A 25114-nucleotide genomic window follows, 5' to 3' on the forward strand; every position below is an offset into this window, starting at 1 on the left:
GAACGGCATGAGAATCGCCATCGCGGCCGGCGCGCTGACCTCGGTGATCGTGGGCGCGTCCGTGCCCGTCACCGGTCTGCTCCAGGACTACCCGCTGCTCACCGGACAGGCCATGCGGTACGCGTTGGGTGGGGTCGTGCTGCTCGTGTGGACGTTGTCGCGCGGCGGACGGCTCGTGGTGCCGTCAGGACGTGACTGGGTGGCGTTGGGCGCGCTGGTGGTCACCGGGATGCTCGGGTTCAACGCGTGCGTCCTCTACGCGCAGCGGTACGCGGAACCCGGCTTCGTGGCCGCTGTGCTGGGGGCGAGCCCGCTGGTGTTGGCGCTGGTCGCGCCGATGATGGCGGGCCGACGTCCCGCGCCCACCGCCGTCGTGGGGGCGACCGTGGTGGTGGCCGGCGTGGTCCTGCTCTCCGGGGGCGGCGCGTGGCACGGGCCGGGGCTGGCGCTGGCCGTGCTCACGATGCTGGGCGAAGCGTCGTTCACGCTGTTCGCGGTCGGTGTCGTGCGCCGGCTGGGCGGGGTCGCGGTGGCCACCTGGTGCTGCTTGCTCGCGGCTGTCGCCGGGGGCGTGCTGGGCACGTTCTTCGGCGGCTGGCAGGTGCCCACGCCGACGGAAGGCGTGTCGCTGGTCGTGCTGGGCATCGTGCTGACCGCCGTGGCGTTCGGGCTCTGGTACTTCGCCGTGGACCGGCTGGGCGCGGACCGCGCCGGGGTGCTGATCGGCCTGATGCCGATCGCCGGGCTGGTCGCGTCGGTGGCCATGGGGGTGCAGGAGCCGACCGCCGTCGCCGTGCTGGGCGCGACGGCGGTCGCCCTGGGGTGCGTGATCGGGCTGCGCCGGGTCAGCGACCGCCCCGCGCCATCCGCAGCACGTCCAGAGCCTCGTCCAGCTGTGCCTCGGTGAGCTTGGCCGGCACGTGGCCGCGTTCCAGCACCACCTCGCGGATGGTCTTGCGCTCCTTGAGGGACTGCTTCGCGATCGACGCCGCCTCCTCGTAGCCGAGGTGGCGGTTGAGCGGGGTCACGATCGACGGCGACGACTCGGCGTACTCGCGCAGCCGGTCCACCTGCGGCTCCGTCCCGGCCAGCACCTTGTCGGCCAGCAGCCGGGACACCGCGGCCAGCAGGCGGGCCGACTCCAGCACGTTGCGGGCGATCACCGGGAGCATCACGTTGAGCTGGAAGTTGCCCTGCGTGCCCGCGAACGCCACCGCGGCGTCGTTGCCGATGACCTGCGCCACCACCATCATCGTGGCCTCGGAGATCACCGGGTTGACCTTGCCCGGCATGATCGACGAGCCCGGCTGGAGGTCCGGCAGCGCCAGCTCGCCCAGCCCCGTGCGCGGGCCCGAGCCCAGCCAGCGCAGGTCGTTCGCGATCTTGAACAGGCCCACCGCGGTGGCCCTGAGCTGGCCGGAGATCTCCACCACGCCGTCCTGGGTGGCCTGCGCCTCGAAGTGGTCGCGGGCCTCGGTCAGCGGCAGGCCGGTCACCGCCGCCAGCTCCGCCGACACGGCCGCGCCGAAGCCCTCGGGCGCGTTCAGGCCGCTGCCCACGGCGGTGCCGCCGATCGGCAGCTCGGCCAGCCGGGGCAGGCTGGAGGTGAGCCGCTCGGCCCCGTACCGCACCTGCGCCGCCCACGCGCCCGCCTCCTGGCCGAGCGTGATCGGGACCGCGTCCATCAGGTGCGTGCGACCGGACTTGACCAGGTCGGACCACTCGGCGGCACGGGCCTCCAAGACGCCCGCCAGGTGCTCCAGAGCCGGGATCACGTCCGTGGCCACGGCTTCGGTGGCGGCCACCCGCAGGGTCGTCGGGAAGGTGTCGTTGGACGACTGCGACGCGTTGACGTGGTCGTTCGGGTGCACGTCACGCCCGAGCGCGCTGGTCGCCAAGGTCGCGATGACCTCGTTGGCGTTCATGTTCGAGGACGTGCCGGACCCGGTCTGGAACACGTCCACCGGGAAGTGCGCGTCGTGCTCGCCCGCGGCGACCTCGTCGGCGGCGGTCGCGATCGCGCCGGCCACGTCCGCGTCCAGCACGCCCAGGCGCTGGTTCACCCGCGCCGCGGCGGCCTTGAGCAGGCCGAGGGCCCTGATCTGGGACCTCTCCAGACCACGCCCGGACACCGGGAAGTTCTCCACCGCGCGCTGCGTCTGCGCGCGCCACAGCGCGTCGACGGGCACCCGCACCTCGCCCATGGTGTCGTGCTCGACGCGGTACTCCTGTTCAGCCATACCACGAGTTTGTACCCGGTTCTTGCGCTCGGCCCGAAAAAGCTGGGAAGAGTGGGCTGGGACACCTATGGTCGAAGTCATGGACCTAGAGGTCGACCTGCTCATCGTCGGAGCCGGACCCACGGGGCTGTTCGCGGCTTATTACGCCGGATTCCGAGACCTGTCCGTCGCGCTGGTCGACTCGCTGCCCGAGGCCGGCGGCCAGATCACCGCCATGTACCCGGAAAAGATGATCTTCGACGTGGCCGGGTTCCCCGCCGTGCGCGGACGTGAGCTGGTCACCGCCCTGGTCGAGCAGGCCGACCAGTGGAGTCCCGCCTACCTGCTCGGCCGGCAGGCGCGGACGCTGTCCACTGTGGACGAGCGGCTCACGGTCGGGCTCGCCGACGGCGGTGTGGTGCACACCCGGTCGGTGCTCATCACGGCCGGGATCGGCGAGTTCACACCCCGGCCGCTGCCCGCCGGCGACGGCTGGCTGGACCGCGGTGTCGTGCACTTCGTCCCGGCTTTGAACGTCCACACCGGACAGCACGTGGTCGTGGTCGGCGGCGGTGACTCGGCGTTCGACTGGGCGCTCGCGCTGCACCCGATCGCCGCCAGCGTCACGATCGTGCACCGCCGGGCGACCTTCCGCGCGCACCCGCCGACCGTGCGGCAGGTGCGCGAACTGGGCGTGGAGATCATCACCGACGCCGAGGTGCTCGCCCTGCGCGGCGACGACCGGGTGGCCGAGGTCGAACTGGGCCTCAAGGGCGGCGACCGCAAGGTGCTGCCCGCGCAGGCCGTCGTGGCCGCGCTCGGGTTCACCGCCGACCTCGGGCCGATCGAGGCGTGGGGCGTGGAACTGGACCACCGGGCGATCGTGGTGGACTCCACCATGCGGACCGCCCGCGACCGGGTCTACGCCGCCGGCGACGTCGCGCAGTACCCCGGGAAGGTCAAGCTCATCGCGACCGGCTTCGGGGAGGCCGCCACGGCGGTCAACAACATCGCCGTGGCGCTCAACCCCGAAGCCCACCTGTTCCCGGGGCACTCCAGCAACGCGAGCTGACCGGCCGCGCCGGCTACCAGACCACCTGGACCTGCTCGCCCACGAACAGGTTGTCGAAGAACGTCACCGCCGCCTCGTGCGACAGGTGCACGCAGCCGTGCGACAGGTCCGACAAGCTCCCCTCGTGGAACGCGATGCCGTTGTCGGTGAAGTACACCGAGTACGGCATCGGCGCGTTGAACGGCACGCTCCAGTCGTCCTTCACCTTGCGCAACACCGAGAACGTGCCGGTGGGCGTCTCGTAACCCGGTCGGCCGTGCGTGACCGGGACCGGACCGTAGCTGGCCGTGCCGTTGTAGATCAGCCAAGCCTCGTTGGTGGACAGCTTCAGGCACGCCCCGTTGTGGATCGAGCAGGGCGTGCCTGGTGCTGCTTGAGCGGGTGCCGCGAAGCCGAAGACCAGGGCCAGCGCGGCGATGACAGTGCCGAGCTTCCTCATCCGAATCACCCCTCGGGGGTCGAGTACCCCTTCGACGGCGTGATCCAACCTCCGGTCTACGCGACCACCTGGACCTGTTCACCCACCTGGAGGTTCTCGAAGTAGGTGATGGCCGCCTCCATCGACAGGTGGATGCACCCGTGCGAGGGGTCCGTCAGGCTGCCTTCGTGGAACGCGATGCCGTAGTCGGTGAAGTAGGTCGAGTACGGCATCGGCGCGTTGTAGGGCCGGCTCCACTCGTCCTTCACCTTGTAGAGCACCGGGAAGTAGCCCGTGGGCGTCTCGTAACCGGGCCGGCCGGACGTGATGGGCACCGGGCCGTACTCGACCTTGCCGCCGCTGATCAGCCACGACTCGTCGGTCGACAACCGGATGCACGCGCCTTCGGTGATGTCGCACGGCGTCCCCTCCACGGTCACCGGCGGAGGCGGCGGCGCGGGCTGGGGCGTGGGCGACGAAGGTGCCGGCGGGACGGGCGTGGAGGAAGCGGGCGCGGACGGGTAGGGCGCGGACGAATAGGGCGCGGACGAATAGGGCGCCGACGGGTAGGTCACGGACGACGGTGTGCCCGGGACCGAGGAACCGGGGGCCGACGGGTAGCTGGACGCGGGGACGTCGGACGACGGGGGTGGTGCCGACGACGGACCCGGCGAAGCCGGCTGGGTCGTGCCACAGGCCGTGAGTCCCAGGAAAGCGATTGCCACCAACGCTGCCTTACGCATTACGCGCACCCCCAAGGTTGTTGCTGTTCTGCCCTGGAGACGCCGGCGGCTGGATCCCGGTTGCCGTGCACTGGTAACGGTTTGGCCGCCGGGGTGGTCCGGAAACGCCGAGAGGGCCGCCCCGCGTGAACGGGACGGCCCTCTCGTCAGGACACCGGTTGGTCTAGCTCACGAGCGTGCGCGCACGGAACCCGTGCACCCGGGGCGTGCTTACACAGCGCCCGCGTACTGGCTGATCCACGAGCGGAAGGCCGGGACGTCCATGTAGATCGACGGACCGGTCGCGCAGGTGGAGCTGCTGTTGCCGGCGCGGCTGGTGGCGCCGATCAGCTGCCACGCACCGCCGACCTGCTTGATCTGCGGGCCACCGGAGTCGCCGTAGCAGGCACCCGCGCGGCCGCCGGGGTTGCTGGTGCAGATCTCGTAGGAGCCGCTGATGCCCTGGCAGCTGCCGTCCGCCACGATCGACGTGTTCAGCTCCTGGAGGGTGACCGGAGCGCCACCGCAACCGCGCGGGGCGCAGGTCTGGCCCCAGCCGATGATGCGGGTGGCGGTGCCGGTCGCACCGGAGGCCGACGCCACCACGATCGGGGCCTGGGTCACGTTGGTGGCCAGGCGCACCAGCGCGATGTCGTAGCTCGGGTGCGTCACGACCTGCGCACCGGTGGCGACCGAGCCACCGCTGGAGCGGTTGGTCGTGCCGATCCGGGCGCGGATCGAGGAGGCCGAACGGCCCTGCACGCAGTGCTTGGCCGTCACGACCCAGTTCGCCTTGATCAGCGAGCCGCCGCAGAAGTGGCTGCCCGAGGTGCTCTGCAGGGAGACCATGAACGAGTAGACCTGGGTCGCGTTGCCGCCACCGACGATGTACGGCGTCACGCCGCCGTCCGTCGTCGGGGCCGCCGCCGCGCTACCGACGGTGGCGAGCGCGGCACCGGCCGCGACCGCGAAGGCGGTGAGCAGGGTACGAACCTTCATCATTTCCTCTCCGTGCCCGGAGCAGGGAGGCCAGGGCACGAATCGGAAACTAGGGACGTATGGCGCTCGGTGACTACAGCCGTTCGGCCGGTAACGACCCCTTGACTGTTAACAGATGGTTACGGGAGTGGGGGCAGCACGGGCTCGTCGGTGGGGTGCGGGTCGAAGTCGACCGAGGAGTACTCGCGCAGTTTGGTCAGCCGGTGGAAGCCGTCGATCATCCGGACCGTGCCCGACTTGGACCGCATGACGATGGACTGGGTGGTGCACCCGCCCGCCCGGTAGTGCACCCCGCGCACCAGGTCACCGTCGGTGACGCCGGTCGCGCAGAAGAACACGTTGTCTCCCCTGACCAGGTCATTTGTGAGGAGCACTCGCTCCAGATCGTGACCGGCGTCGATCGCCTTCTGGCGCTCGTCGTCGTCCTTGGGCCACAGCCGGCCCTGGATCGCGCCGCCCATGCACTTGAGCGCCGCCGCCGCGATGATGCCCTCGGGCGTGCCGCCGATCCCGACGAGCAGGTCGATGCCGGTGTTCGGGCGGGCCGCCGAGATCGCGCCGGCCACGTCGCCGTCGGAGATGAAGTGGATACGAGCGCCCGATTTCCGGACATCCGCCACCAGGGACTCGTGCCGCGGCCGGTCGAGGATGCACACCGTCACGTCGGAGACGTCGCTGTGCTTGGCCTTGGCCACCCGGCGGATGTTCTCGCCGATCGGCACCGTGATGTCGATGACGTCGGCCGCCTCCGGTCCCACGGCCAGCTTCTCCATGTAGAAGACCGCCGACGGGTCGAACATCGCGCCCCGCTCGGCCACCGCGAGCACTGCCAGCGCGTTGGGCATGCCCTTGGCCATCAGCGTCGTGCCGTCGATCGGGTCCACCGCGACGTCGCAGTCCGGACCGTCGCCGTTGCCGACCTCCTCGCCGTTGTACAGCATGGGCGCCTCGTCCTTCTCGCCCTCGCCGATCACGACCACACCGCGCATCGACACCGTGCCGATCAGCTTGCGCATCGCGTCGACGGCCGCGCCGTCGCCGCCGTTCTTGTCGCCGCGCCCCACCCACCGGCCCGCGGCCATCGACGCGGCCTCGGTGACCCGGACGAGTTCGAGCGCGAGGTTCCGGTCGGGGGCTTCGCGACGACGCTCGGACGGGCTGCTGCTGGACACCATGACGTTCCTCCTGCGATTACCGGCCGGTAGACCAATCCTCGCACGGTGTCAGGCGTCGGCCACGTCCTCCTCGGTCACAGCGAGTGCTTGATCGATCCGTTCCCGGGCCCCCGCGAGCTGCCGCTCACAGGTCTTCGCGAGCGCTTCGCCGCGTTCCCACAACGCCAGCGACTCCTCCAGCGACAGGCCGCCCGCCTCCAGCCTGCGGACCACCTCCACCAGTTCGTCCCTGGCCTCCTCGTAGCCCGGCTCGCTCACCTGGACAGCTTCCCCAATCGGTTCTGGACGTGCACCACGACGGTCGCCACGGCCTGGTCGTAGCCGACGAACGCCTCCGCGAACTCGGCACCGTCACCTTCCCGCACCGCGTCGTCGATGCGGCGCTCGGCCGCCACGACGCGCCGCCGGTGCACCGAGCCGTGCGACAGCCACCAGCGCACCCCGGCGTAGGCGGAGGTCGCCTCGGACAGGGCGTGCAGCCGGTCGAGCAGCACCTGGCCGCCGGACGTGCAGCCCGCCACCAGGGACAGCCAGCAGTCCGCCGCGGCGCGGTCCGCGGCCTCCGCCCGGTCACGCACCGTGCGCGCGCCGTCGTCGTCCGCGTTGCCGGCGGCGACCATCGTCAAGGGCAGGAACGTGGGTTCACGTGCCGGATTCGGCACCACCGCCTCCTTCCTCGGCTTCCCGGACGACCGCGTGCACCGCGCCGTCCGCGACCCGCACCCGCAGGTGGGAGCCGGCCGGCGCGTCGGAGACCGACCGGAGCACCCCGTCCACCCCGTCGGGGGTGACGAGCTGCACCACGGCGTACCCACGGGCCAGCGTGGCGGCCGGTCCGAGGGTCGTCAAGCGGGCGGTGGTCGCGATCAACCCGGACCGCTCTGAATCGAGTCTGTTCCGGATCGCCCGCCGACCCCGCTCGCGCCACTGGTCCACGTCCTGCGCCCGCCGCTCCAGCGGGCCGTGCGGGTCGGAAAGCGCAGGTCGGGTGCGCAACGCGGTGAGCAGCTTGCGCTCCCGGTCCACCCAGCCGTGCAGCGCGCGCCGGCTGCGGTCGCGCAACTGCCGGACCTTCTGCGTTTCCTCCGCCACATCGGGCACGACCCGCTTGCCCGCGTCGGTCGGCGTCGAGCAGCGCAGGTCGGCCACGTGGTCCACCAGCGGGCTGTCCGGCTCGTGCCCGATCGCCGAGAGCACCGGCGTGCGGGCCTGCGACACCGCCCGGCACAGCGCCTCGTCGGAGAACGGCAGCAGGTCCTCCACGCTGCCGCCGCCGCGGGCCAGCACGATCACGTCCACCTCGGGGTCGCGGTCCAGTGTCGACAGTGCGGTGAGGATCTGCGGCACCGCCGGCGGCCCTTGCACCGCAACGGTGATCACCCGGAACCGCGCGCCCGGCCAGCGGTTGCGGGCGTTGGTCAGCACGTCCCGCTCGGCCGCCGACGCGCGCCCGGTGATCAGCCCGATCTTGTTCGGCAGGAACGGCGGCCGGCGCTTGCGCCGCGGGTCGAACAGGCCCTCGGCGGCCAGCAGCTTCTTCAGCCGCTCGATGCGGGCCAGCAGCTCGCCGATGCCGACCGCGCGGATCTCGTCCACGCGCAGGCTCAACGTGCCCCGGTTCGGGAAGAAGTTGGGCTTGCCGTGCACCACGACCCGGCTGCCCTCGGTGAGCTGGAGGTCGCGGACCAGGTTCACCGGAGCGGTCAGCGTCATGGACATGTCCACCGACGGGTCGCGCAGGGTCAGGAACGCGGTGGCCGTGCCGGGGCGCGCGCTGAGCTGCGTGACCTGGCCCTCCACCCACACGTCGCCCAGGCGGTTGATCCAGTCGAAGATCTTGCGCGCGACCGTGCGGACCGGCCAGGGGTTCTCGGGGCTGGACTTCTCGTCAGTCACGGGGTGTCGGTGCTCGCTTCTTCGATCACGGGTGGACGTCGAGGTTCGCGATGCGCCGGGCCAGCATGCCGGTGAACTCGGGCCGGGCCGCGTGGGTGCGCTCGTGCGCGAGCAGCTGCTCCAGGTCCTCGGCGGACAGCGTGCGCAGGCGGGCCCGCAACTGCGGCAGGGTCAGCTCGTCGTAGTCCGGCAGCACGGCGGGCGGCGCGGTCTGCTCGTCGGCGGCCAGCGCGTGCTCCTCCGCCTCCCACGGGTCCTCGTCGCCCTCACCAGGGGTTTCCTCGTCGGGGTCGCCGTCCTCGTCGAACGTGGCCCACTCGGGTTCCTCCTCGGCCGGCCGCAGCCCGGACAGCGCGTCGTCGCCCTTGATTGCGAGTTCCGTCACCTGCTGCTGGATGCGCATCGACAGTTGCAGCGCCTCGCTGACCACGGTCACCGGCAGCCCCGCGAGCTGCTGCGGTAGCTTCCTGGCCTGCTCGACGGCGGTGACCGCCAGTCCCGCGGCGAGGCGGACGGGCAGCGGAAGTGGCTTCATGCCCTCTAGCCTGCCGCAGTCGGGCGGCGGATGCCTACCTCCGGCGCGCCCGTACCCTGGTGACATGGACAAGCGAGTGCTCCTGGCCAAGCCGCGCGGCTACTGCGCCGGTGTGGACCGTGCGGTCGTCACCGTCGAGAAGGCGCTCGAGCAGTACGGCGCCCCGGTGTACGTGCGCAAGGAGATCGTCCACAACAAGCACGTGGTGGAGACCTTGTCCCGGCGTGGCGCGATCTTCGTCAACGAGACCGACGAGGTGCCCGAGGGCGCGCTCGTGGTGTTCTCCGCGCACGGCGTGTCGCCGATGGTGCACCAGGAGGCGGCAGACCGTCAGCTGCGCACCATCGACGCGACGTGCCCGCTGGTGACCAAGGTCCACAACGAGGCCAAGCGCTTCGCGCGCGAGGACTACGACATCCTGCTGATCGGCCACGAAGGACACGAAGAGGTCGAGGGCACCGCCGGCGAGGCCCCCGAGCACATCCAGCTCGTGGACACCGCGCAGGACGTGGACAAGGTCGTCGTGCGCGATCCGTCCAAGGTGGTCTGGCTCTCCCAGACGACGCTGTCGGTGGACGAGACCATGATCCGGGTCCGGCAGCTCCAGGAGCGGTTCCCGGACTTGCAGGAGCCGCCGTCCGACGACATCTGCTACGCCACGTCCAACCGGCAGACCGCGGTGAAGACGATGGCCCCGGAGTGCGACCTGGTGCTCGTGGTCGGCTCGAAGAACTCGTCGAACTCGGTGCGCCTGGTCGAGGTCGCGTTGCAGGCGGGCGCGCGGGCGTCCTACCTGGTCGACTACGCGAACGAGGTCGACCCGGCGTGGCTGGAGGGCGTGACGACGGTCGGCGTGACCTCGGGCGCGTCGGTGCCGGACATCCTGGTGATGGAGCTGCTGGAGTTCCTGGCCGGGCACGGCTACGGCGACGTCGAGGAGATCACCACGGCGAACGAGAAGATCGCCTTCGCCCTGCCCCGCGAACTCCGCAAGGACATGGTGCGCTGACGCGCCGAACGTGAAAGGCCCCCGTCGAGGCGGGGGCCTTTCGCACTGTCCCGGCTGTCCCGCTGCCGCCTGGGGTGACGTGGTCCGTGCCGCAGCAGGGCCTGGTTCACTCGCAGGGGGTCGGTAGGCGGTGCTGCGGGAGACGGCTCGCCGCGAGGGTGGTCTCCGGCGCGTGGCTGTGGTTGGTGTCGCAGGAGGGCTGACACGCTCGCAGGCGGCGCTGCACGGCTCGCCGTGAGGGTGGTCTTCGGCGCGTGGTCGGGTGCGGTCGCAACGGTGTGGCTCGAGTCAGCTCTCGTCGCGGGGGCGGGGCCGGCGCTGCGGGGGGCGGCCGGGCTCGCCGGCTTCGCGGGGGCGGCGCGGGCGGTCGCCGGACTGCGGGCGGGGGCGCTTGGGGCGGTCCTCGCCGGCCGGTGCGGGCTTGCGGCGCGGGCGGGCGTCCTCGTCGCGCGGGGCGGGCTCGCGGTCGCGGGCGGCGCTCTCACGGGGTCGCTTGGGGCGCTCCTCGGCGGGCGCAGGCTTGCGCTTGGCCGCTCGGCCCTCGACCTTCGCCTCGCGGATCTCGTCCTTGGTGGGCCGGTTCGGGTCCTTCTGGGTGGTCACCCGCACGATCCCGAGGATCACCGTGCACGCCGTGGTGATCGCCATCGCCGGGAAACCGTCGATCAGCGGTTTGCCCAGGTTCAGGCCGATGGCCGCCAGCCCGCCGGACGGGAAGCCCTGGGTGAGCACCACCACCAGCGGCACCACGAGGGCCAGGACCAGCGGCGGCTGCACGACCGGCCCGAACATCGACCGGCGCTCCACGAACACCACCGCGCCCACCGCGCCCAGGAAGAACGTGATGGCGAACACCCAGCCCACGGTCTTCTCGGTCGAGCTCACGTCGATGTACGTACCCACGATGGCCAGCACGAACGTGCCGAGCACGGCCGCCCACCAGGGCAGGCCGCGGAAGGTGCCGAAGAGGGCGCGGTCGTTCCAGCGGACGGGGTCGAGTTCCTCGTCCTCCGGCTCGCGCGTTGCAGCGGTCACGCCCACTCCTCGTTCGGCTTCGACTCCGGCCACACACTCTATTACGCCTCGCGGGCGTCCAAGGGTGCACTGACGCCCTCATCGGTTCGCCGGACGAACGCGATGGGCGTCGGGCTGGACGACGCAGCCGTCAACGGCTCCACCGCCGCGCGGAAGCCCTCCAACGCGTCCAGCTCACGTCGACGCGCCGACAGGAACCGCTGGAGGTGCGTGCTGGACAGGTTCACGGCGTCGATGGCGCTGTCCGCCGCACGGTGCGCACGGGACGCCTGTGCGCGCACCTGCTCCACGTCGTCGGCCAGCGCGCGGTCGGTCACCGCGAACATCGCGGCCGACGCGATCACCGCGAACCCGGTCGGCCCGCACAGGAACACCCGGCGGTCGAGCAGCCACCGCAGCAGCTCGGGGTCGGTGTCCAGCGCGGCGACGACCGCGCCGTCGTTGGGCACGAACATGATCGTCCCGTAGATCGCGTCCGCCCAGCGCTGGTAGCCCTTGCCCGCGAGTTCGGCGGCCCTTGACCGGATGTTGCGCACGTGCACGCGCAGCGCGTCGGCCCGCTCGGTGGGGTCGTCGGTCTCCACGGCCTCCGCCCAGGTCGCCATGCTCATCTTCGCGTCCACGGGCACCTGGCGGCCGCCGCCGACGTCGAGCACCAGGTCGGGCCGCACCGAGCCGCCGCCGGCGACGTCGACCTGGAGCCGGAAGTGCACGCCTTCGCGCAGCCCGAGCGCCCGCGCGGTCTCCACCAGCACCTGTTCGCCCAGCTCACCGCGCCCGCTGACCGACGAGAACGCCACCTCGTAGCGTTGCAGCGCGACCCGGGTCGCGTCGCCGCGCTCCCGTTCCCGCTGCACGGCCGCGAGCGCGGCGTCGACCCGCCGGACCCCGTCCTGGTAGAGCCGCCACAGGAACACCAGGGCACCGGCGAGCAGGAGCGCGACGACCACCGCCGCCGTGCTGAGGACCTCCGTCATGTCCCGATCATCGCGCACGTCGACCCGATCACACGTTCGAGCGACACGCCGAGTCGGATGGCGGGGTTTGGTCGGTGATCGCCCCTAGCGTGGTCGGTCATGAGGTTGCTGCACACGTCCGACTGGCACGTGGGACGCACGTTCCACGGCCGTGACCTGCTCGTGGAGCAGGAAGCGGTGCTGGGCGGGCTGGCCGACCTCGTGTCCGACGAGAAGGTCGACGTGGTGGCGGTCTCCGGCGACCTGTTCGACCGGGCGGTGCCCAACCCGGAGGCGGTCGCGGTGTGCGCGCGGGTGCTGGAGCGCGTCCGCTCGGCCGGCGCGCGGGTGGTGATCACGCCCGGCAACCACGACTCGGCGGCCCGGCTGGGCCTGTTCGGCGGGTTCGCCGCAGCCGGCGGGCTGCACCTGAGGACCAAGGTCGCCGAGCTGCACCAGCCGGTGCTGCTGGCCGACGCGCACGGGCCGGTCGCGGTGTACGGCATCCCGTTCCTGGAGCCGGACACGGCGCGGCACGCGCTGGGCGTCGAGGCGCGCGGGCACGCGGCCGTGCTGACCGAGGCGATGCGGCGGGTGCGGGCCGACCTGGCGGCGCGCGGCGGGCGTTCGGTGGTGCTGGCGCACGCGTTCGTGACCGGCGGCGAGCCGTGCGAGTCGGAGCGGACCATCGCGGTGGGCGGCGTGCAGGACGTGCCGGGCGCGGTGTTCGACGGCATCGACTACGTGGCCCTGGGGCACCTGCACGGGCAGCAGACGCTGGCCGAGCACCTGCGCTACTCGGGCAGCCCGGTGGCGTACTCGTTCTCCGAGGCGCGGCACGTGAAGTCGGTGTGGCTGGCGGAGTTGGACGCCTCCGGGCTGTCCGGGGTGGAGCGCCGGCTGCTGCCGGTGCCGCGCGAGCTGTCCGCGCTGTCCGGCGAGCTGGAGGACCTGGTGCTGGACCCGGCGCACACGCCGGTGGAGGAGCACTTCCTGTCCGTCGTGCTGACCGACCGGGTGCGGCCGCTGGACGCGTTGCGGCGCTTGCAGGTCCGGTTCCCGCACGCGGTGCGCGTGGAGTGGCGTCCGGAGGGCGGGCGCGACACCGAGCTGCGGTTCGCCGAACGGGTGCGCGGGCGCAGCGACGAGGAGATCGCCTGCTGCTTCCTGGAGGACGTGCGCGGCGAGCCGCCCGCCGGACGTGAGCTGGAGTTGTTGCGGGAAGCGATCTCGGCCGCCGCGCGCGAGGGGGATTCGTGAAGCTGCACCGGCTGTCGGTGAGCGCGTTCGGCCCGTACCCGGGACGTGAGGAGGTCGATTTCGACCTGCTCGGCGCGGACGGGCTGTTCCTGCTGCACGGCGACACCGGCGCGGGCAAGACGACGCTGCTCGACGCGGTGGCGTTCGCGCTGTTCGGCAAGGTGCCGGGCGCGCGCGGCCAGGTGAAGCGGCTGCGCTGCGACTACGCCGACCGGGACACGCCGACCGAGGTGGAGCTGGAGCTGACCGTGCGCGGCCGGCGGTTCCGGGTGGTGCGCAGCCCGGAGTACGACCGGCCGAAGAAGCGCGGCGACGGCGTGACCCGGCAGCAGGCGAAGGTGTCGCTGACCTGGTTGGCGGGCTGGCACGGCGAGGGGCACACCCGCATCGACGACGTGGCCCGCGAGGTCGAGTCGCTGCTCGGGATGACCGCCGAGCAGTTCTTCCAGGTGGTGCTGCTGCCGCAGGGCGAGTTCGCGAACTTCCTGCGGGCGGAGACCGCCGAGCGGGAGAAGCTGCTGGAGAAGCTGTTCGGCACCGAGCGGTTCCTGGACGTGGAGAAGTGGTTCCGGGAGCGGCGCAAGGCCAAGGGGCGCGAGCTGGACGAGCTCGGCCGGGCCAACCGCGACCTGGTGCAGCGGGTGGCCGAGGTCGCGGGCGAGGACCCGCCGGCCGACGGCGGCGACCCGGAGTGGCTCAGCTCGCTGCTCAAGCGGCTGGACGAGGTGAACCTGGAGGCGCAGGCGCGGGCCGCGCTGGCCGCCGGGTCGCTGGGGCGGGCCGAGACGGCGTGGCGGCAGACCCAGGAGCTGGCCGACCGGGTGCGGCGGGTGCGTCGCGCGCGAGCCGACCTGGCGCGCTGCGCCGAGGCCGAGCCGCGCCGGGCGGCCTGGGAGCGGGAGCGCGACGCGGCGCGCCGGGCGGCGGTCGTGGTGCCCGCGCAGGAGCGCGTGCGGCGGCTGGAGCAGGCCGCGGACCGGGTGCTGGCGCAGGCGCGGGCGGCGGCGGACGCCGTGGAGGCGTTCGGCCACCCGGTGTCGGGCACGGACCTGCGCGCGGACGGCGAGCGGTTGCGCGAGGAGGCGGGCGGGCTGACCGCGCTGGCCGACGAGGCCCGCCGGCAGCAGGAGGACCGGCGCCGGCTGGACGAGCTGGCCCGGCGCGAGGAGCAGGCCGCCGGGCGGCTGACCACGCTGGTCACCGCGTTGGCCGAGGTGCCGGACCGGCTGGCCGCCGCACGGGCCGCCGCCGAGGAGTCCGCGCTGGCCGTCGCCCGGCTGGAGTCGGTGGCCGCACGGGCCGCCGCCGCCCGTGACCTGCCGGGTGCCGAGCGGCTGCTGCGCACGGCCGACGACGCCCGGCGGGTGGCCGTCGACGCCCACCAGAAGGCCAAGGACGTCCTGTTGCAGGTGCGGCAGCAGCGGCTGGACGGCATGGCCGTGGAACTCGCGGCGGAGCTGCGCGCGGGCCGGTCGTGCCCGGTGTGCGGCTCGGCCGAGCACCCCCGCCCGGCGGAGCCGATGCTCGACGCGGTGACCGCCGCGGACGAGGAGCGCGCCACCGCCGTCGAACAGACCGCGCTGGACCGCCGCACCGCCGCCGAAAAGGCGTTCCAGGACGCGGCGAGCCGCGTGACGACCCTGCGCGAGGTGGTCGGCGAGCACGACCCGGCGGCCCTGATCGCCGAACACCGGTCGCTGGACACTGTTGCCTCCCAACGGGATGCGCGTTCCGGCGCGCTGGCCGCGCTGGAGCGCAAGGTGGAGGCGGCGACCCGGGACCGCGCGGCGCTCGAACGCGAGACCGCCGAGCTCGCCGCGAGCCGGCGGGAGCTGGCCGAGGCCGTCCGGGAGCGCGCCGACCGCCTGGAGGAGGCGCGCGGCGAGTTCGCCGACGTGACCGCCCGGCGGGCCCACCTGCTCGACCTGTCCGACGCGCTGGCCGCGCTCGCCGAGCGCCGCGCCGCCGTCGCCGAGCACCGGGAACGGCTCGCCGAGCAGCAGGTGGAGGTGTCCGGGCTGGCCGCCGGGGCGGGCTTCGCCGACGTGGCCGAGGCGCTGGCCGCCGCCCGGCCGGAGTCCGCCGTGGCCGAGCTGGACGTCCGGATCCGCCAGGTCGAGGACGTGCGGGTGGCCGCCGAGGCGGTGCTGGCCGAGCTGCCCGACGTGGACCCGGCGGCCGAGATCGACCTGCCGGCCGCCGAGACCCGCTACCGCGCCGCCCGTGACCAGGCTGAACAGGCCGCGAACGGGCGGGCCGACGCCGGTCGGCGGCTGGCCCGGACCAGCGAGCTGGCCGAGCGGCTCTCCGCCGCGTGGGTGCGGTTGGAGCCGGTCGCGACGGCGTACGCGGAGCTGGACGCGCTGACCGACGTGATCAACGGCCAGGGCCAGAACGCCAACCGGATGACGTTGCGCACCTACGTCCTGGCCGCCCGGCTGGAGGAGGTCGCGGTCGCCGCCAGCGCCCGGTTGGAGCGGATGAGCCAGGGGCGCTACCGGTTCGTGCACTCGGTCGAGGCCGGCCCGCGCGGCACCCGCGGCGGCCTCGGCCTGGACGTGCTGGACGACTACTCGGGACAGCAGCGCCCGGCCAAGACGCTCTCCGGCGGCGAGTCGTTCCTGGCCTCGCTGGCGCTCGCGCTCGGCCTGTCCGACGTGGTGTCGGCCGGTGCGGTGCTGGACACGCTGTTCATCGACGAGGGGTTCGGCACCCTCGACGCGGGCGCGCTCGAACTCGTCATGTCCACTTTGGACGAACTGCGCGCGGGCGGGCGCGTGGTCGGCCTGGTGTCGCACGTGGAAGAGCTGCGCCAGCGCATCCCGACCCGGTTGCGGGTGCGCAAGGCGCGCGGCGGCTCGTCGCTGGAAGTCGTGGCCTGATCCCGGGGTAGTGCCTGCACCACCGTCGTGGATGGGCTCCGCACCAACGGGTTCCGGGCGTGGGCGGGCTGCTCCGCAGGCCCCGCCGCTCGTAGCGTTGGTCCCAGGGGGTCCTCCGGTGACCACCGACGGGCATGAAGAGGGGTTCTCATGGCAAGGCTGCACACCACGCTCGCCGCGCTGGCGGTCGCGACCGGGTTGCTGGCCGGCGTCGGTTCGGCCGTGGCGGCACCGGCCGGGGAGTCCGCGCGTGGCGGGCTGTCCCGGTTCTACGACCAGCGCCTCGACTGGAAGTCGTGCGACGACGGACTGCTCGACGCGTCGGGTGCGCAGTGCGCGGACGTGACCGTGCCGCTGGACTACCAGCAGCCGCGCGGGCGCACGATCACGGTGGCGATCTCGCGGTTGAAGGCGACCGACCCGGCTCAGCGGCGGGGGATCATGCTGTCCAACCCTGGCGGGCCCGGCGGTCCGGGGCTGGCGATGATGGCGCGGATCAAGGGCACGATGAGCCCGGCCGTGCAGGCGCGGTACGACCTGGTCGGGATGGATCCGCGCGGCGTCGGCCGGAGCACGCCGATCGACTGCGGGTGGCCGGAGGCGTTCATGCAGCGGTCGGCCGGGTACGACCGGGCCGCGTTCGACCGGAGCGTCGCCTTCGCGGCCGACCGGGCGCGGCGGTGCGCCGAGAAGGAAGGCGGCCGGCTGCCGCACATCACCACCCGCAACACCGCACGTGACATGGACGTCGTGCGCGGTGCCATGGGGGAGAAGCGGATCAGCTACCTCGGGTGGTCCTACGGCACGTACCTCGGCGCCGTGTACACGCAGATGTTCCCGCAGCGCACCGACCGGTTCGTGCTGGACAGCGCCATCGACCCGGCCGAGTACGGCACGGAGGTCACGCGGGCCATGGGCGCGCCGAGCGAGGCCGTGCTCGACGACTGGGCGGCGTGGACCGCGCGGCGTGACGCCGAGTACCACCTGGGCACCACCGGGAAGCAGGTGCGCGGCGCGGTGGAGGGCTTGGTCCGGCAGGCGGCCAAGGCGCCGATCAAGGTCGGCGACTACGCCGTGGACGCGCACGTGCTGCCGTTCCTGCTGGCCGGCCCCCTGCCCTCGCCGGGCCAGTACGCCGGGTACACCCAGTACGTGCGGCAACTGCTCGACGCGGCCGCCGGCGCGCCGGTCGTCCCGGGCGGTGAGCTCGAAGCGAGCCTGACGGCCGTGTTCCGGCCCGGCGCGGCGACCGACGACGACGCGCAGGCCGCCGTGTTCTGCGGTGACGTGTCCTACCCGCGCGACCCCGAGTGGTACTGGAAGAAGGTCCAGCGGTCCCGCGCCGCGCAGCCCGTGTTCGGGGCGTTCGTGAACAACATCACCGCGTGCGCGTTCTGGGCGAAGCCCCGGGAGGAGCGGACGGTCGTCCGCAACGACCGGCCGGCGCTGATCGTGCAGGCCACCGGCGACTTCCGCACGGCGTACGGGCAGGGCGTCGGCCTGCACAAGGCCATGACCGGCTCGCGGCTGGTCACCCTCAAGGACGTCGCCGTGCACGGCGTCTTCGGCCGGTACCCCGACAAGTGCGCCGAGGACGCCGTGAACACCTACCTCGCGGACGGTCGGCTGCCCGCTCAGAACATCACCTGTCACGCCGGCAAGTGACCGGAACTCCCTGCGGCGCACCGGGATCGTTCCGGTGCGCCGCGCCTGTGTCCTAGAGTGCTCCATGGCTTACCGATCCGCGTTCCCGATGTTGGTCTGCGACGACCTGGCGCGCTCGCTCGCGTTCTACCGCGACGCCCTCGGATTCGTTGTCACGTACCGGTTCCCGGCCGAAGGCGACGCGGCGTACGTGGCCGTCGAGCTCCCCGACGGGTCGAAGCTGGGGCTCGGCCAGGTCGCCCCGGACGGCAAGGGCGTGCACGGCCGGCCACAGCGTCCGGTGTCCGGGCACGGGTTCGAGCTGTGCGTCTACCACGACGACGTGGACGCGGCCGTCGCCGAACTCGCGGGCCTCGGCCACCCGGTCCTGCTCCCGCCGGCCGACACCCCGTGGGGCGAGCGGATGGCGTTCGTCGCCGACCCGGACGGCAACCCGGTGATGGTCACCGCCCAGCCCGGCTGACCTGCGGTTCGGGGGCCACCCGGTCGGGGGCAAGGCCCCGTCGGCACGGGCGTGCGAGGGGATGTCCGGCAGCTCCGGCCCGCTCGCCACCGGGAACACCCGCACGCCGTACCAGGCCCGCTGACTCGGCGGGAGGTAGACCGCACCACGGGGGACGGTAGGGCTGTCCCCCGTGGTGTCCGGGCGCGTGAGGGATGTCCGGCGCGGTGGCGTGTTCGTAGGTTCGGTTCACACACCGAGACTGCGGGGGAAACGCGATGACGCGATGGAGGACCACGCTGGTGACGATGGCCGTCACGGCAGGAATGGCGGGAGGTGTCGGCTCGGCCGCGGCGGCTCCCGTCGAGGCGGAATCCGCGCAGCGGGGCGGGTTGTCCCGCTTCCACGACCAGCGCTTGGACTGGGCGAAGTGCGACACCGAGGCGCTGGACGCGGCGGGCGCGCAGTGCGCGGACGTGACCGTGCCGCTGGACTACGAGCGGCCGCGCGGGCGCACGATCACCGTGGCGATCTCGCGGTTGAAGGCGGCCGATCCGGCCAAGCGGCGCGGGATCATGCTGTCCAACCCCGGCGGGCCGGGCAACCCGGGGCTGGACCAGCTGCTCCTGGTCCGGCCGGCGATGAGCGCCGAGGTGACGGCGCAGTACGACCTGATCGGCATGGACCCGCGCGGGATCGGGCGCAGCTCGCCGGTCGACTGCGGCTGGTCGACCGGGTTCGCGCTGCGGGCGGCGGGACCGGACCGGAAGTCGTTCGACCAGAACCACGCGGCGCAGGCCGGGCTCGCCGAGCAGTGCGCGGCGAAGGAGGGCGACCGCATCCGGCACTTCACCACCCGCAACACGGCGCGTGACCTGGACCTGGTGCGGGAGGTGTTGGGGGAGCGGAAGATCAGCTACTTCAGCTGGTCGTACGGCACGTACCTGGGCGCGGTCTACACCCAGATGTTCCCGCAGCGCACCGACCGGTTCGTGCTCGACAGCGCGATCGACCCGGCCCGCTACGGGCCGAGCCTGCTCGCGGACACCGGCAAGGTCAACGAGGCGGCGCTGGACCGGTGGGCCGAGTGGACCGCGCGGCGCGACGGCGAACACCACCTGGGCACCACCGCCAAGCAGGTCCGGGCGGCGGTCGAGGGGCTGATCGCCGGCTCCGCGAAGCAGCCCATCCGGATCGGCGGGCACACCGTCGACGCGAAGCTCCTGCCGGTGCTGTACTTCATCTTGCTCGACCGGCCCGACCGCTACGGCCCGACCGCCGCGGCGACCCGGAACCTCCTGGAGGCCGCCGCGGGCAGGCAAGTCGCCATCGACCCGCTCGTGGAAGGCTCGCTGCTCGCGCTGACGTCGGGCCAGGCCGCCCCGGATGCCGACGGGCAGACCGCCGTGACGTGCGGTGACGTGGCCTACCCGGGCAACCCGGACAAGTACTGGAACGACATCCAGCGCAACCGCGCCAAGGAACCCGTGTACGCGGCGATGGTCCGCAACGTCTCGCCGTGCGCGTTCTGGCCCAAGCCGAAGGAGAAGCCGACCGTCGTCACCAACAACCGGCCGGCGCTGATCGTGCAGGCGACCGGCGACACCCGCACCCCGTACGAGCACGGAGTCAATCTGCGCAAGGCGCTCACCGGCTCCCGCCTGGTCACCTTGAAGGATGTGCCGGCGCACGCCATCTTCGGCCTCTACCCCAACAAGTGCGTCGAGGACCAGGTGAACACCTACCTCGCGACCGGCACGCTGCCGGCACGTGACGTCACCTGCCAGGGCTAGGACAGCTCCGACCGGCGCACTCCCCGGGGTGCGCCGGTCACGGTTGGGCGGGCTGGGCCAGCAGGTCGCCCCGGTACGCCGACGCCTGGAGCTCGAACAGCTCGAAGTAGTGGCCGCGCAACGCCATCAGCTCCTCGTGCGTGCCCTGCTCGACGATCCGGCCCTTGTCCAGCAGGACGATCCGGTCGGCGTTGCGGATGTTCGCCAGCCGGTGCGTGACCAGGATCGTGGTGCGCCGCGCGGTCGCCTGCCGCAGGCCCTCGAACACCCGCGCCTCGGCCTTGGCGTCCAGCGACGCCGTGGGCTCGTCGGCGATGAGCACCGCCGCGTCCCGGTACATGCCGCGCGCGATGCCCATCCGCTGCCACTGCCCGCCGGACAGGTCCTGCCCGTCGTTGAACCGGCGTGACAGCACGGTGTCCGCGCCGGCGGGCAGCGAGTCGAGCACCTCGTCCGCGCCGGACTTGGTCACCGCGTCCCGCCACGCCTGCTCGTCCTCGCGGTCCAGCCGGCCCACGGTCACGTTGCGGCGCGCGGTCATCGGCCACTGCGCCGGGTCCTGCGCGATGACCGCGATGGCCGAGTGCACGGACGTCTGGTCGGCTTCGGCGATGTCCACGCCGTCCCAGCGCACGGTGCCCCCGCTTGCCGGGTACAGACCGGTGAGCACCTTGCCCAGGGTGGTCTTGCCGGAGCCGTTCTCGCCGACCAGCGCGATCACCTCGCCGCGCCGCACGGTCAGGCTCACCCGGTCCAGCGCCGGGGTTTCCTTGCCGGGGTAGGTGAAGGTGACGTCGGTGAGCGTGATCAGCTCCGGGTCCGGCGGCGGCAGCACGTCCGACGAGGTCTGCGCCCGCTCCGCGCCCTCGGCCAGCAGCTTGCGGTAGAAGTCGATGTAGAACGAGTCCTCGTAGAGCGAGTTCACCGCGCGGGTGGTGGTCGACAGCGACGAGAACCCGGTCCGCATCGCGAGCAGCGCGGTGCCCGCCAGCGCCAGTTCCATGCCGCCGGTGTGCAGCAGGAAGACCAGCACGCCGTACGCGATCCCGGTGCCCAGCCCGGCCAGCGCGCGGCCCGCCAGCCGCACCAGGTTCGTCCGGTGTGCCACCCGGATCTCGTCGTCCACGAGCGAGTCCGCGATCCGGCGGTGCTCGGCCAGCAGCTGTTCCTGCAACGTCAGCGCGTGCCGTTCCAGCGCGAACTCGCGGTGCGTGGCCACCTCCTCCACGACGCTCTTGCGGATGTTGCGCGTCACCGAGTCGAGGAAGTGCTCGTAGCGCAGCTTCGACACCCGGGCCGACGCCCAGGCGTTCGCCGCCGCCGCGAGCAGCAGCGCGGGCGCGAGCCACGGGTTGAGCAGCCCGACCGTGATGACCGCCGCGACCATCGTGATGCACGAGGACGTCAGGTCGGCCAGGTACCGCAGGCTGTTCTCCAGGCTGCGCACCCCGTGCCGGCCGCCCTGCCGGGCCAGTTCGCGGAAGTCGGCGTCCTCGAACGCGAGCAGCTCGGCCCGCACCAGCACGGCCGTCACCTCGTCGTTGGCGGCCCGCGTGACCCGTGGGCGCAGCGAACTCTCCACGGCTGCCACGGCGGTGTCGAGCAGCGCACGCGCGACGTAAGACCCCACCACGACCGCCAACGCGGGCAGCGACGCCGCGACCCGTTCCGGCGTCGGGCCGTCGCGCAGCAGTGCGGAGAACACGTCCGCCGTGGCGAGCAGGCCGAACGCCGTGACGCACCCGGACAGCACGTGCACGACCCCCGCCAGCAGCGTCAACCGAGGCGAGGTCCGCCACGCCAGCCGCAGGACCACCCGGACGGCGGCGGGCAGGCTGCGCAACGCCTTGCCCAGGCTCACCGAAGCGGCCCGCCGCCCCATCCTGGCCCACTTGGGGGTGGCGATGTTCTCCACCCCGATCAACACCGGACTCATGCTTCCCAGGGAACCCGCAAACCCGGCCCGCGCCAACCCGATAACCGGGTCATCGCAGGTCGGGCTTCGGCGCGGCGCTCACTGTCGTACCCCTGTGGCAGGCTGCGAGGGAATCACCACGCCGCCCGCCGCCCGTGCCGCCCGCCGGGTGCGCCGCCGACCGCTAGGCCGCGCGCTGCTCGTGGTCGAGCAGCCAGCGCTTGACGTCCGCGCCCCAGCGGAAGTTGCCGATCGCGCCGCCGGTCCGGATCACCCGGTGGCAGGGCACGAACAGGGTGGCCGCGTTGCGGGCGCAGGCCGTGGCCGCCGCGCGGACGGCCGCCGGCCGGCCCGCCAGCAGCGCGTAGTCCGCGTAGCTGACCGGCTTGCCCGCCGGCACGCCGCGCAGCGCCTCCCAGGCCCGCTCCAGGAACTCGCCCGAACGCTGGCGCACCGGGACGTCGGCGATCACGTCCAGCGCGCCCGCGTGGTACTCGCGGACCGCCCTGGTCACCTGCCCCAGGTCACGGCGCTCGGTCAGCGCGGCCGGCCGCAGCGACGGCGACACCTGCGGCAGCAGGTCGTCCGGGGACGCGGTCCAGCCGCTGGCCAGGACGGCCCCGTCGGCCGCGACCACGGCGGTGAACGGGCCGATCGGGGTCTGCACGGTGGACGTGTGTGCGGTGCTCAAGCTGTCCTCCTCAAGTGCATGGCGGCGTACGAGCGCCAAGGGCGCCACGCCGCGTTGTCGGTGTTCAGGGGCACGTCCGGCGCGCCGAGCACGCGCATCACGACGTACCGGGCGATGTCCGGGCCGACGCCGGGGAACGCGGCGAGCTCGGCGAGCAGCTCCTCGGCGTCCCGGCCGACGTCGACCACCAGGCTCCCGTCCGCCAGCGCCGCGGCCACCGGCGAGTCGATCGCCGAGGGCGCCGGGAAAAGGTGGGTGACCTCGCCGTCCGGCACGTCCAGCGGCTCGCCGGGCGACTCGTGGCCCAGCGCGCGCAGCAGGGTCTCCGCCCCGTCCACGCTGCCCGGCACCCGCACGCCCGGCCGGGACAGCACCAGCGGGCGCAGCACCGGGTCGCCGCCGAGGAACTCGTCCACGGCCTGCGGGTCGGCGTCGAGGTCGAGCAGCCGGCGCACCCGGCTCACCGCGCTGCCCAGGTCGCGCAGGTCGGTCAGCCGCAGCGAGCACGAGACGTACCCGTCGGCGGGCCGCAGGATCACCGTGGCCTGGCCGTGCGGCAGGCGCAGCGACCGGGCGTAGGTGGTGTCGGTCACGTGCTCCACGCCCGGGATGGCCGACGCCCGGAAGAACGCCAGCAGGCCCGGCGCGTCGAACGGCGGCCGGTAGGGCAGGCGCAGCGTGATCCGGCCCGCCGCGCCCACCACCGACCGCGCCGAGCGCAGGTCCGACGGCGTCGAGGCGAACACCGTGCGGATGGTGTCGTTGAACTGGCGGACGCTGGCGAACCCGGCTGCGAACGCGATGTCGGTGAACGACAGGTCTGTCGTCTCGATCAGCAGCCGGGCCGAGTGCGCCCGGTGCGCGCGGGCCAGCGCCAGCGGTCCGGCGCCCAGCTCGGCGGTCAGCACCCTGGTCAGGTGGCGTTCGGAGTAGCCGAGCCGCTGCGCCAGGCCCGGTACGCCGTCGCGTTCCACGACGCCGTCGGAGATCAGCCGCATCGCGCGGGCGGCGAGGTCGGCGCGCAGGTTCCACTCCGGCGAGCCGGGCACGGCGTCGGGCAGGCAGCGCCGGCACGCCCGGTAGCCGGCCGACTGCGCGGCGGCGGCGGTCGGGTAGAACTCGGCGTTGCGCTGCTTGGGGGTGACCGCCGGGCAGGACGGCCGGCAGTAGATCCGGGTGGTCCGCACCGCGAGGATGAAGCACCCGTCGAAGCGGGCGTCACGGGCGGCGACGGCCCGGTAGGCACGTTCGGCGTCGACCAACATGGCGTTCACTCTGCCACCGCCGGCACCAGCGGTCTCGCGGGAATCGGACACGGCGTCCGGGCGCGTAGACTCACCCACCGTGAGTTTGACCCTCGGCATCGTCGGCCTGCCCAACGTCGGCAAGTCCACCCTGTTCAACGCCCTCACGCGCAACGACGTGCTGGCCGCGAACTACCCGTTTGCGACCATCGAGCCGAACGTCGGCGTGGTGCCGCTGCCGGACTCCCGCCTGGCCAAGTTGGCGGAGATCTTCGGCTCCGAGCGCGAGGTGCCCGCCGTGGTGTCGTTCGTCGACATCGCGGGCATCGTGAAGGGGGCGTCCGAAGGCGCCGGGCTGGGCAACAAGTTCCTCGCCAACATCCGCGAGGCCAACGCCATCTGCCAGGTCATCCGGGTCTTCGACGACTCGGACGTGGTGCACGTGGACGGCCGCGTCGACCCGGCGGCCGACATCGAGACGATCAACACCGAGTTGATCCTCGCCGACCTCCAGACGCTGGAGAAGGTCGTGCCCCGGCTGGAGAAGGAGGCCCGGACCCAGAAGGACCGCAGGCCCGCGCTGGACGCCGCGGTCAAGGCCCGCGAGATCCTCGACTCCGGCCGCACCCTGTTCCACGCCCAGTCCGAGGTGGACGGTGAGCTGCTGCGCGAGCTGAGCCTGCTGACCACCAAGCCGTTCCTCTACGTGTTCAACGCCGACGAGAGCATCCTGACCGACGACGCGAAGGTCAAGGAGCTGCGCGAACTGGTCGCGCCGGCGGACGCGGTGTTCCTCGACGCCAAGGTCGAGGCGGAGCTGCTGGAGCTGGACGAGGAGTCGGCGCGCGAGCTGCTGGAGTCCATCGGCCAGCACGAACCGGGCCTGTACGGCCTGGCCCGCGCCGGCTTCCACACCCTGGGCCTGCAGACCTACCTCACGGCGGGCCCGAAGGAGTCCCGCGCGTGGACCATCCCGAAGGGCGCGACCGCCCCGCAGGCGGCCGGCGTGATCCACACCGACTTCGAGCGCGGCTTCATCAAGGCCGAGGTCGTGTCCTTCGCCGACCTCGTGGAAGCGGGCTCGATGGCTGCCGCGAAGGCCGCCGGCAAGGTCCGCATGGAGGGCAAGGACTACGTGATGGTGGACGGCGACGTGGTCGAGTTCCGCTTCAACGTCTGACTAGGC

The 25114-nt window shown here is 72.8% G+C and carries 23 protein-coding genes; 9 read left to right on the forward strand and 14 right to left on the reverse strand.

All coding sequences use genetic code 11. From position 1 onward, the window contains the following. The first annotated feature begins 7 nt into the window (after positions 1 to 7). Positions 8 to 907 carry a DMT family transporter gene (locus BN6_RS03960; RefSeq protein ID WP_015098246.1) on the forward strand — a complete coding sequence of 300 codons (900 nt, stop codon included), beginning with the start codon at positions 8 to 10 and terminating at the stop codon, positions 905 to 907. Here the strand turns inward: BN6_RS03960 and BN6_RS03965 are convergent. Next, positions 846 to 2240: a class II fumarate hydratase gene (locus tag BN6_RS03965; RefSeq protein WP_015098247.1), complete on the reverse strand. Its 1395-nt coding sequence runs from the start codon at positions 2238 to 2240 to the stop codon at positions 846 to 848. The genes BN6_RS03960 and BN6_RS03965 overlap by 62 nt on opposite strands. A gap of 79 nt (positions 2241 to 2319) precedes the next feature. On the opposite strand from BN6_RS03965, the gene BN6_RS03970 reads away from it, so the two are divergent. Beyond that, positions 2320 to 3291, forward strand: coding sequence for an NAD(P)/FAD-dependent oxidoreductase (locus BN6_RS03970; RefSeq protein WP_015098248.1), 972 nt, complete (start codon positions 2320 to 2322; stop codon positions 3289 to 3291). 13 nt (positions 3292 to 3304) lie between these two features. Here BN6_RS03970 and BN6_RS03975 read toward each other — a convergent pair whose 3' ends face one another. From BN6_RS03975 to BN6_RS04010, 8 genes are all read right to left on the reverse strand, one after another. After that, entirely contained in the window at positions 3305 to 3730 is a 426-nt protein-coding gene (locus BN6_RS03975; RefSeq protein ID WP_015098249.1) for a L,D-transpeptidase, read from the reverse strand. 56 nt (positions 3731 to 3786) lie between these two features. Then, entirely contained in the window at positions 3787 to 4149 is a 363-nt protein-coding gene (locus BN6_RS48385; RefSeq protein WP_051075432.1) for a L,D-transpeptidase, read from the reverse strand. Between the two features lie 513 nt (positions 4150 to 4662). Then, entirely contained in the window at positions 4663 to 5430 is a 768-nt protein-coding gene (locus BN6_RS03985) for a S1 family peptidase (RefSeq protein ID WP_041311859.1), read from the reverse strand. Between the two features lie 119 nt (positions 5431 to 5549). After that, on the reverse strand, positions 5550 to 6605 hold the full coding sequence (gene glpX / locus BN6_RS03990) for a class II fructose-bisphosphatase (protein ID WP_015098252.1): 1056 nt from the start codon (positions 6603 to 6605) through the stop codon (positions 5550 to 5552). A gap of 48 nt (positions 6606 to 6653) precedes the next feature. Then, positions 6654 to 6863 (reverse strand): exodeoxyribonuclease VII small subunit, encoded by a 210-nt coding sequence (locus tag BN6_RS03995; RefSeq protein ID WP_015098253.1) that lies wholly within the window; start codon positions 6861 to 6863, stop codon positions 6654 to 6656. Continuing rightward, positions 6860 to 7267, reverse strand: a complete 408-nt coding sequence (locus BN6_RS04000) for a hypothetical protein (protein WP_015098254.1) — start codon at positions 7265 to 7267, stop codon at positions 6860 to 6862. Before BN6_RS04000 ends, BN6_RS03995 begins: the two co-directional genes overlap by 4 nt. After that, positions 7248 to 8501, reverse strand: a complete 1254-nt coding sequence (gene xseA, locus BN6_RS04005) for an exodeoxyribonuclease VII large subunit (RefSeq protein ID WP_015098255.1) — start codon at positions 8499 to 8501, stop codon at positions 7248 to 7250. The genes BN6_RS04000 and xseA overlap by 20 nt, the downstream gene beginning before the upstream one ends. Positions 8502 to 8526: 25 nt before the next feature. Further along, complete coding sequence (locus BN6_RS04010; RefSeq protein ID WP_015098256.1) at positions 8527 to 9036, reverse strand: lipid droplet-associated protein; 510 nt, start codon at positions 9034 to 9036, stop codon at positions 8527 to 8529. 64 nt (positions 9037 to 9100) lie between these two features. On the opposite strand from BN6_RS04010, the gene BN6_RS04015 reads away from it, so the two are divergent. Further along, positions 9101 to 10045, forward strand: a complete 945-nt coding sequence (locus BN6_RS04015) for a 4-hydroxy-3-methylbut-2-enyl diphosphate reductase (protein ID WP_015098257.1) — start codon at positions 9101 to 9103, stop codon at positions 10043 to 10045. Between the two features lie 288 nt (positions 10046 to 10333). Here BN6_RS04015 and BN6_RS04020 read toward each other — a convergent pair whose 3' ends face one another. Then, on the reverse strand, positions 10334 to 11080 hold the full coding sequence (locus tag BN6_RS04020) for a DUF6542 domain-containing protein (RefSeq protein WP_015098258.1): 747 nt from the start codon (positions 11078 to 11080) through the stop codon (positions 10334 to 10336). Between the two features lie 41 nt (positions 11081 to 11121). Continuing rightward, the gene (locus tag BN6_RS04025) at positions 11122 to 12057 is read right to left on the reverse strand and encodes a DNA recombination protein RmuC (protein ID WP_041311865.1); all 936 of its coding nucleotides are present in this window, start codon (positions 12055 to 12057) and stop codon (positions 11122 to 11124) included. A gap of 99 nt (positions 12058 to 12156) precedes the next feature. Here BN6_RS04025 and BN6_RS04030 point away from each other — a divergent pair, with 99 nt between their 5' ends. The 5 genes from BN6_RS04030 to BN6_RS04050 all read left to right on the forward strand — a co-directional run bounded on the left by BN6_RS04030 (position 12157) and on the right by BN6_RS04050 (position 20078). Then, positions 12157 to 13296, forward strand: a complete 1140-nt coding sequence (locus BN6_RS04030) for an exonuclease SbcCD subunit D (RefSeq protein ID WP_015098260.1) — start codon at positions 12157 to 12159, stop codon at positions 13294 to 13296. Continuing rightward, positions 13293 to 16178, forward strand: a complete 2886-nt coding sequence (locus BN6_RS04035) for an AAA family ATPase (protein ID WP_015098261.1) — start codon at positions 13293 to 13295, stop codon at positions 16176 to 16178. Before BN6_RS04030 ends, BN6_RS04035 begins: the two co-directional genes overlap by 4 nt. Positions 16179 to 16328: 150 nt before the next feature. After that, positions 16329 to 17843, forward strand: coding sequence for an alpha/beta fold hydrolase (locus tag BN6_RS04040; RefSeq protein ID WP_015098262.1), 1515 nt, complete (start codon positions 16329 to 16331; stop codon positions 17841 to 17843). Between the two features lie 64 nt (positions 17844 to 17907). Then, complete coding sequence (locus BN6_RS04045) at positions 17908 to 18306, forward strand: VOC family protein (RefSeq protein WP_041311867.1); 399 nt, start codon at positions 17908 to 17910, stop codon at positions 18304 to 18306. A gap of 257 nt (positions 18307 to 18563) precedes the next feature. Continuing rightward, on the forward strand, positions 18564 to 20078 hold the full coding sequence (locus tag BN6_RS04050) for an alpha/beta hydrolase (protein WP_015098264.1): 1515 nt from the start codon (positions 18564 to 18566) through the stop codon (positions 20076 to 20078). 37 nt (positions 20079 to 20115) lie between these two features. On the opposite strand, the gene BN6_RS04055 is transcribed toward BN6_RS04050, so the two are convergent. From BN6_RS04055 to BN6_RS04065, 3 genes are all read right to left on the reverse strand, one after another. Beyond that, a complete protein-coding gene (locus BN6_RS04055; RefSeq protein ID WP_015098265.1) occupies positions 20116 to 22014 on the reverse strand; it encodes an ABC transporter ATP-binding protein in 1899 nt (632 codons plus the stop codon). A gap of 163 nt (positions 22015 to 22177) precedes the next feature. Continuing rightward, positions 22178 to 22684 (reverse strand): methylated-DNA--[protein]-cysteine S-methyltransferase, encoded by a 507-nt coding sequence (locus BN6_RS04060; RefSeq protein WP_041311870.1) that lies wholly within the window; start codon positions 22682 to 22684, stop codon positions 22178 to 22180. Continuing rightward, the gene (locus tag BN6_RS04065; protein ID WP_051075929.1) at positions 22681 to 23949 is read right to left on the reverse strand and encodes a DNA-3-methyladenine glycosylase 2 family protein; all 1269 of its coding nucleotides are present in this window, start codon (positions 23947 to 23949) and stop codon (positions 22681 to 22683) included. Before BN6_RS04065 ends, BN6_RS04060 begins: the two co-directional genes overlap by 4 nt. Before the next feature lie 79 nt (positions 23950 to 24028). Here BN6_RS04065 and ychF point away from each other — a divergent pair, with 79 nt between their 5' ends. After that, positions 24029 to 25108, forward strand: a complete 1080-nt coding sequence (gene ychF, locus BN6_RS04070; RefSeq protein WP_041311872.1) for a redox-regulated ATPase YchF — start codon at positions 24029 to 24031, stop codon at positions 25106 to 25108. Positions 25109 to 25114 lie beyond the last annotated feature (6 nt).

Source organism: Saccharothrix espanaensis DSM 44229 (assembly GCF_000328705.1).
Taxonomy (GTDB): Bacteria; Actinomycetota; Actinomycetes; order Mycobacteriales; family Pseudonocardiaceae; genus Actinosynnema; species Actinosynnema espanaense.

Bases quoted from the DNA above. Each gene is read 5' to 3' on its own strand.
- BN6_RS03960 (WP_015098246.1), top strand. From the start codon at position 8: ATGAGAATCGCCATCGCGGCCGGCGCGCTGACCTCGGTGATCGTGGGC.
- BN6_RS03965 (WP_015098247.1), bottom strand. From the start codon at position 2,240: ATGGCTGAACAGGAGTACCGCGTCGAGCACGACACCATGGGCGAGGTG.
- BN6_RS03970 (WP_015098248.1), top strand. From the start codon at position 2,320: ATGGACCTAGAGGTCGACCTGCTCATCGTCGGAGCCGGACCCACGGGG.
- BN6_RS03975 (WP_015098249.1), bottom strand. From the start codon at position 3,730: ATGAGGAAGCTCGGCACTGTCATCGCCGCGCTGGCCCTGGTCTTCGGC.
- BN6_RS03985 (WP_041311859.1), bottom strand. From the start codon at position 5,430: ATGAAGGTTCGTACCCTGCTCACCGCCTTCGCGGTCGCGGCCGGTGCC.
- glpX (WP_015098252.1), bottom strand. From the start codon at position 6,605: ATGGTGTCCAGCAGCAGCCCGTCCGAGCGTCGTCGCGAAGCCCCCGAC.
- BN6_RS04010 (WP_015098256.1), bottom strand. From the start codon at position 9,036: ATGAAGCCACTTCCGCTGCCCGTCCGCCTCGCCGCGGGACTGGCGGTC.
- BN6_RS04015 (WP_015098257.1), top strand. From the start codon at position 9,101: ATGGACAAGCGAGTGCTCCTGGCCAAGCCGCGCGGCTACTGCGCCGGT.
- BN6_RS04025 (WP_041311865.1), bottom strand. From the start codon at position 12,057: ATGACGGAGGTCCTCAGCACGGCGGCGGTGGTCGTCGCGCTCCTGCTC.
- BN6_RS04030 (WP_015098260.1), top strand. From the start codon at position 12,157: ATGAGGTTGCTGCACACGTCCGACTGGCACGTGGGACGCACGTTCCAC.
- BN6_RS04040 (WP_015098262.1), top strand. From the start codon at position 16,329: ATGGCAAGGCTGCACACCACGCTCGCCGCGCTGGCGGTCGCGACCGGG.
- BN6_RS04045 (WP_041311867.1), top strand. From the start codon at position 17,908: ATGGCTTACCGATCCGCGTTCCCGATGTTGGTCTGCGACGACCTGGCG.
- BN6_RS04050 (WP_015098264.1), top strand. From the start codon at position 18,564: ATGACGCGATGGAGGACCACGCTGGTGACGATGGCCGTCACGGCAGGA.
- BN6_RS04055 (WP_015098265.1), bottom strand. From the start codon at position 22,014: ATGAGTCCGGTGTTGATCGGGGTGGAGAACATCGCCACCCCCAAGTGG.
- BN6_RS04065 (WP_051075929.1), bottom strand. From the start codon at position 23,949: ATGTTGGTCGACGCCGAACGTGCCTACCGGGCCGTCGCCGCCCGTGAC.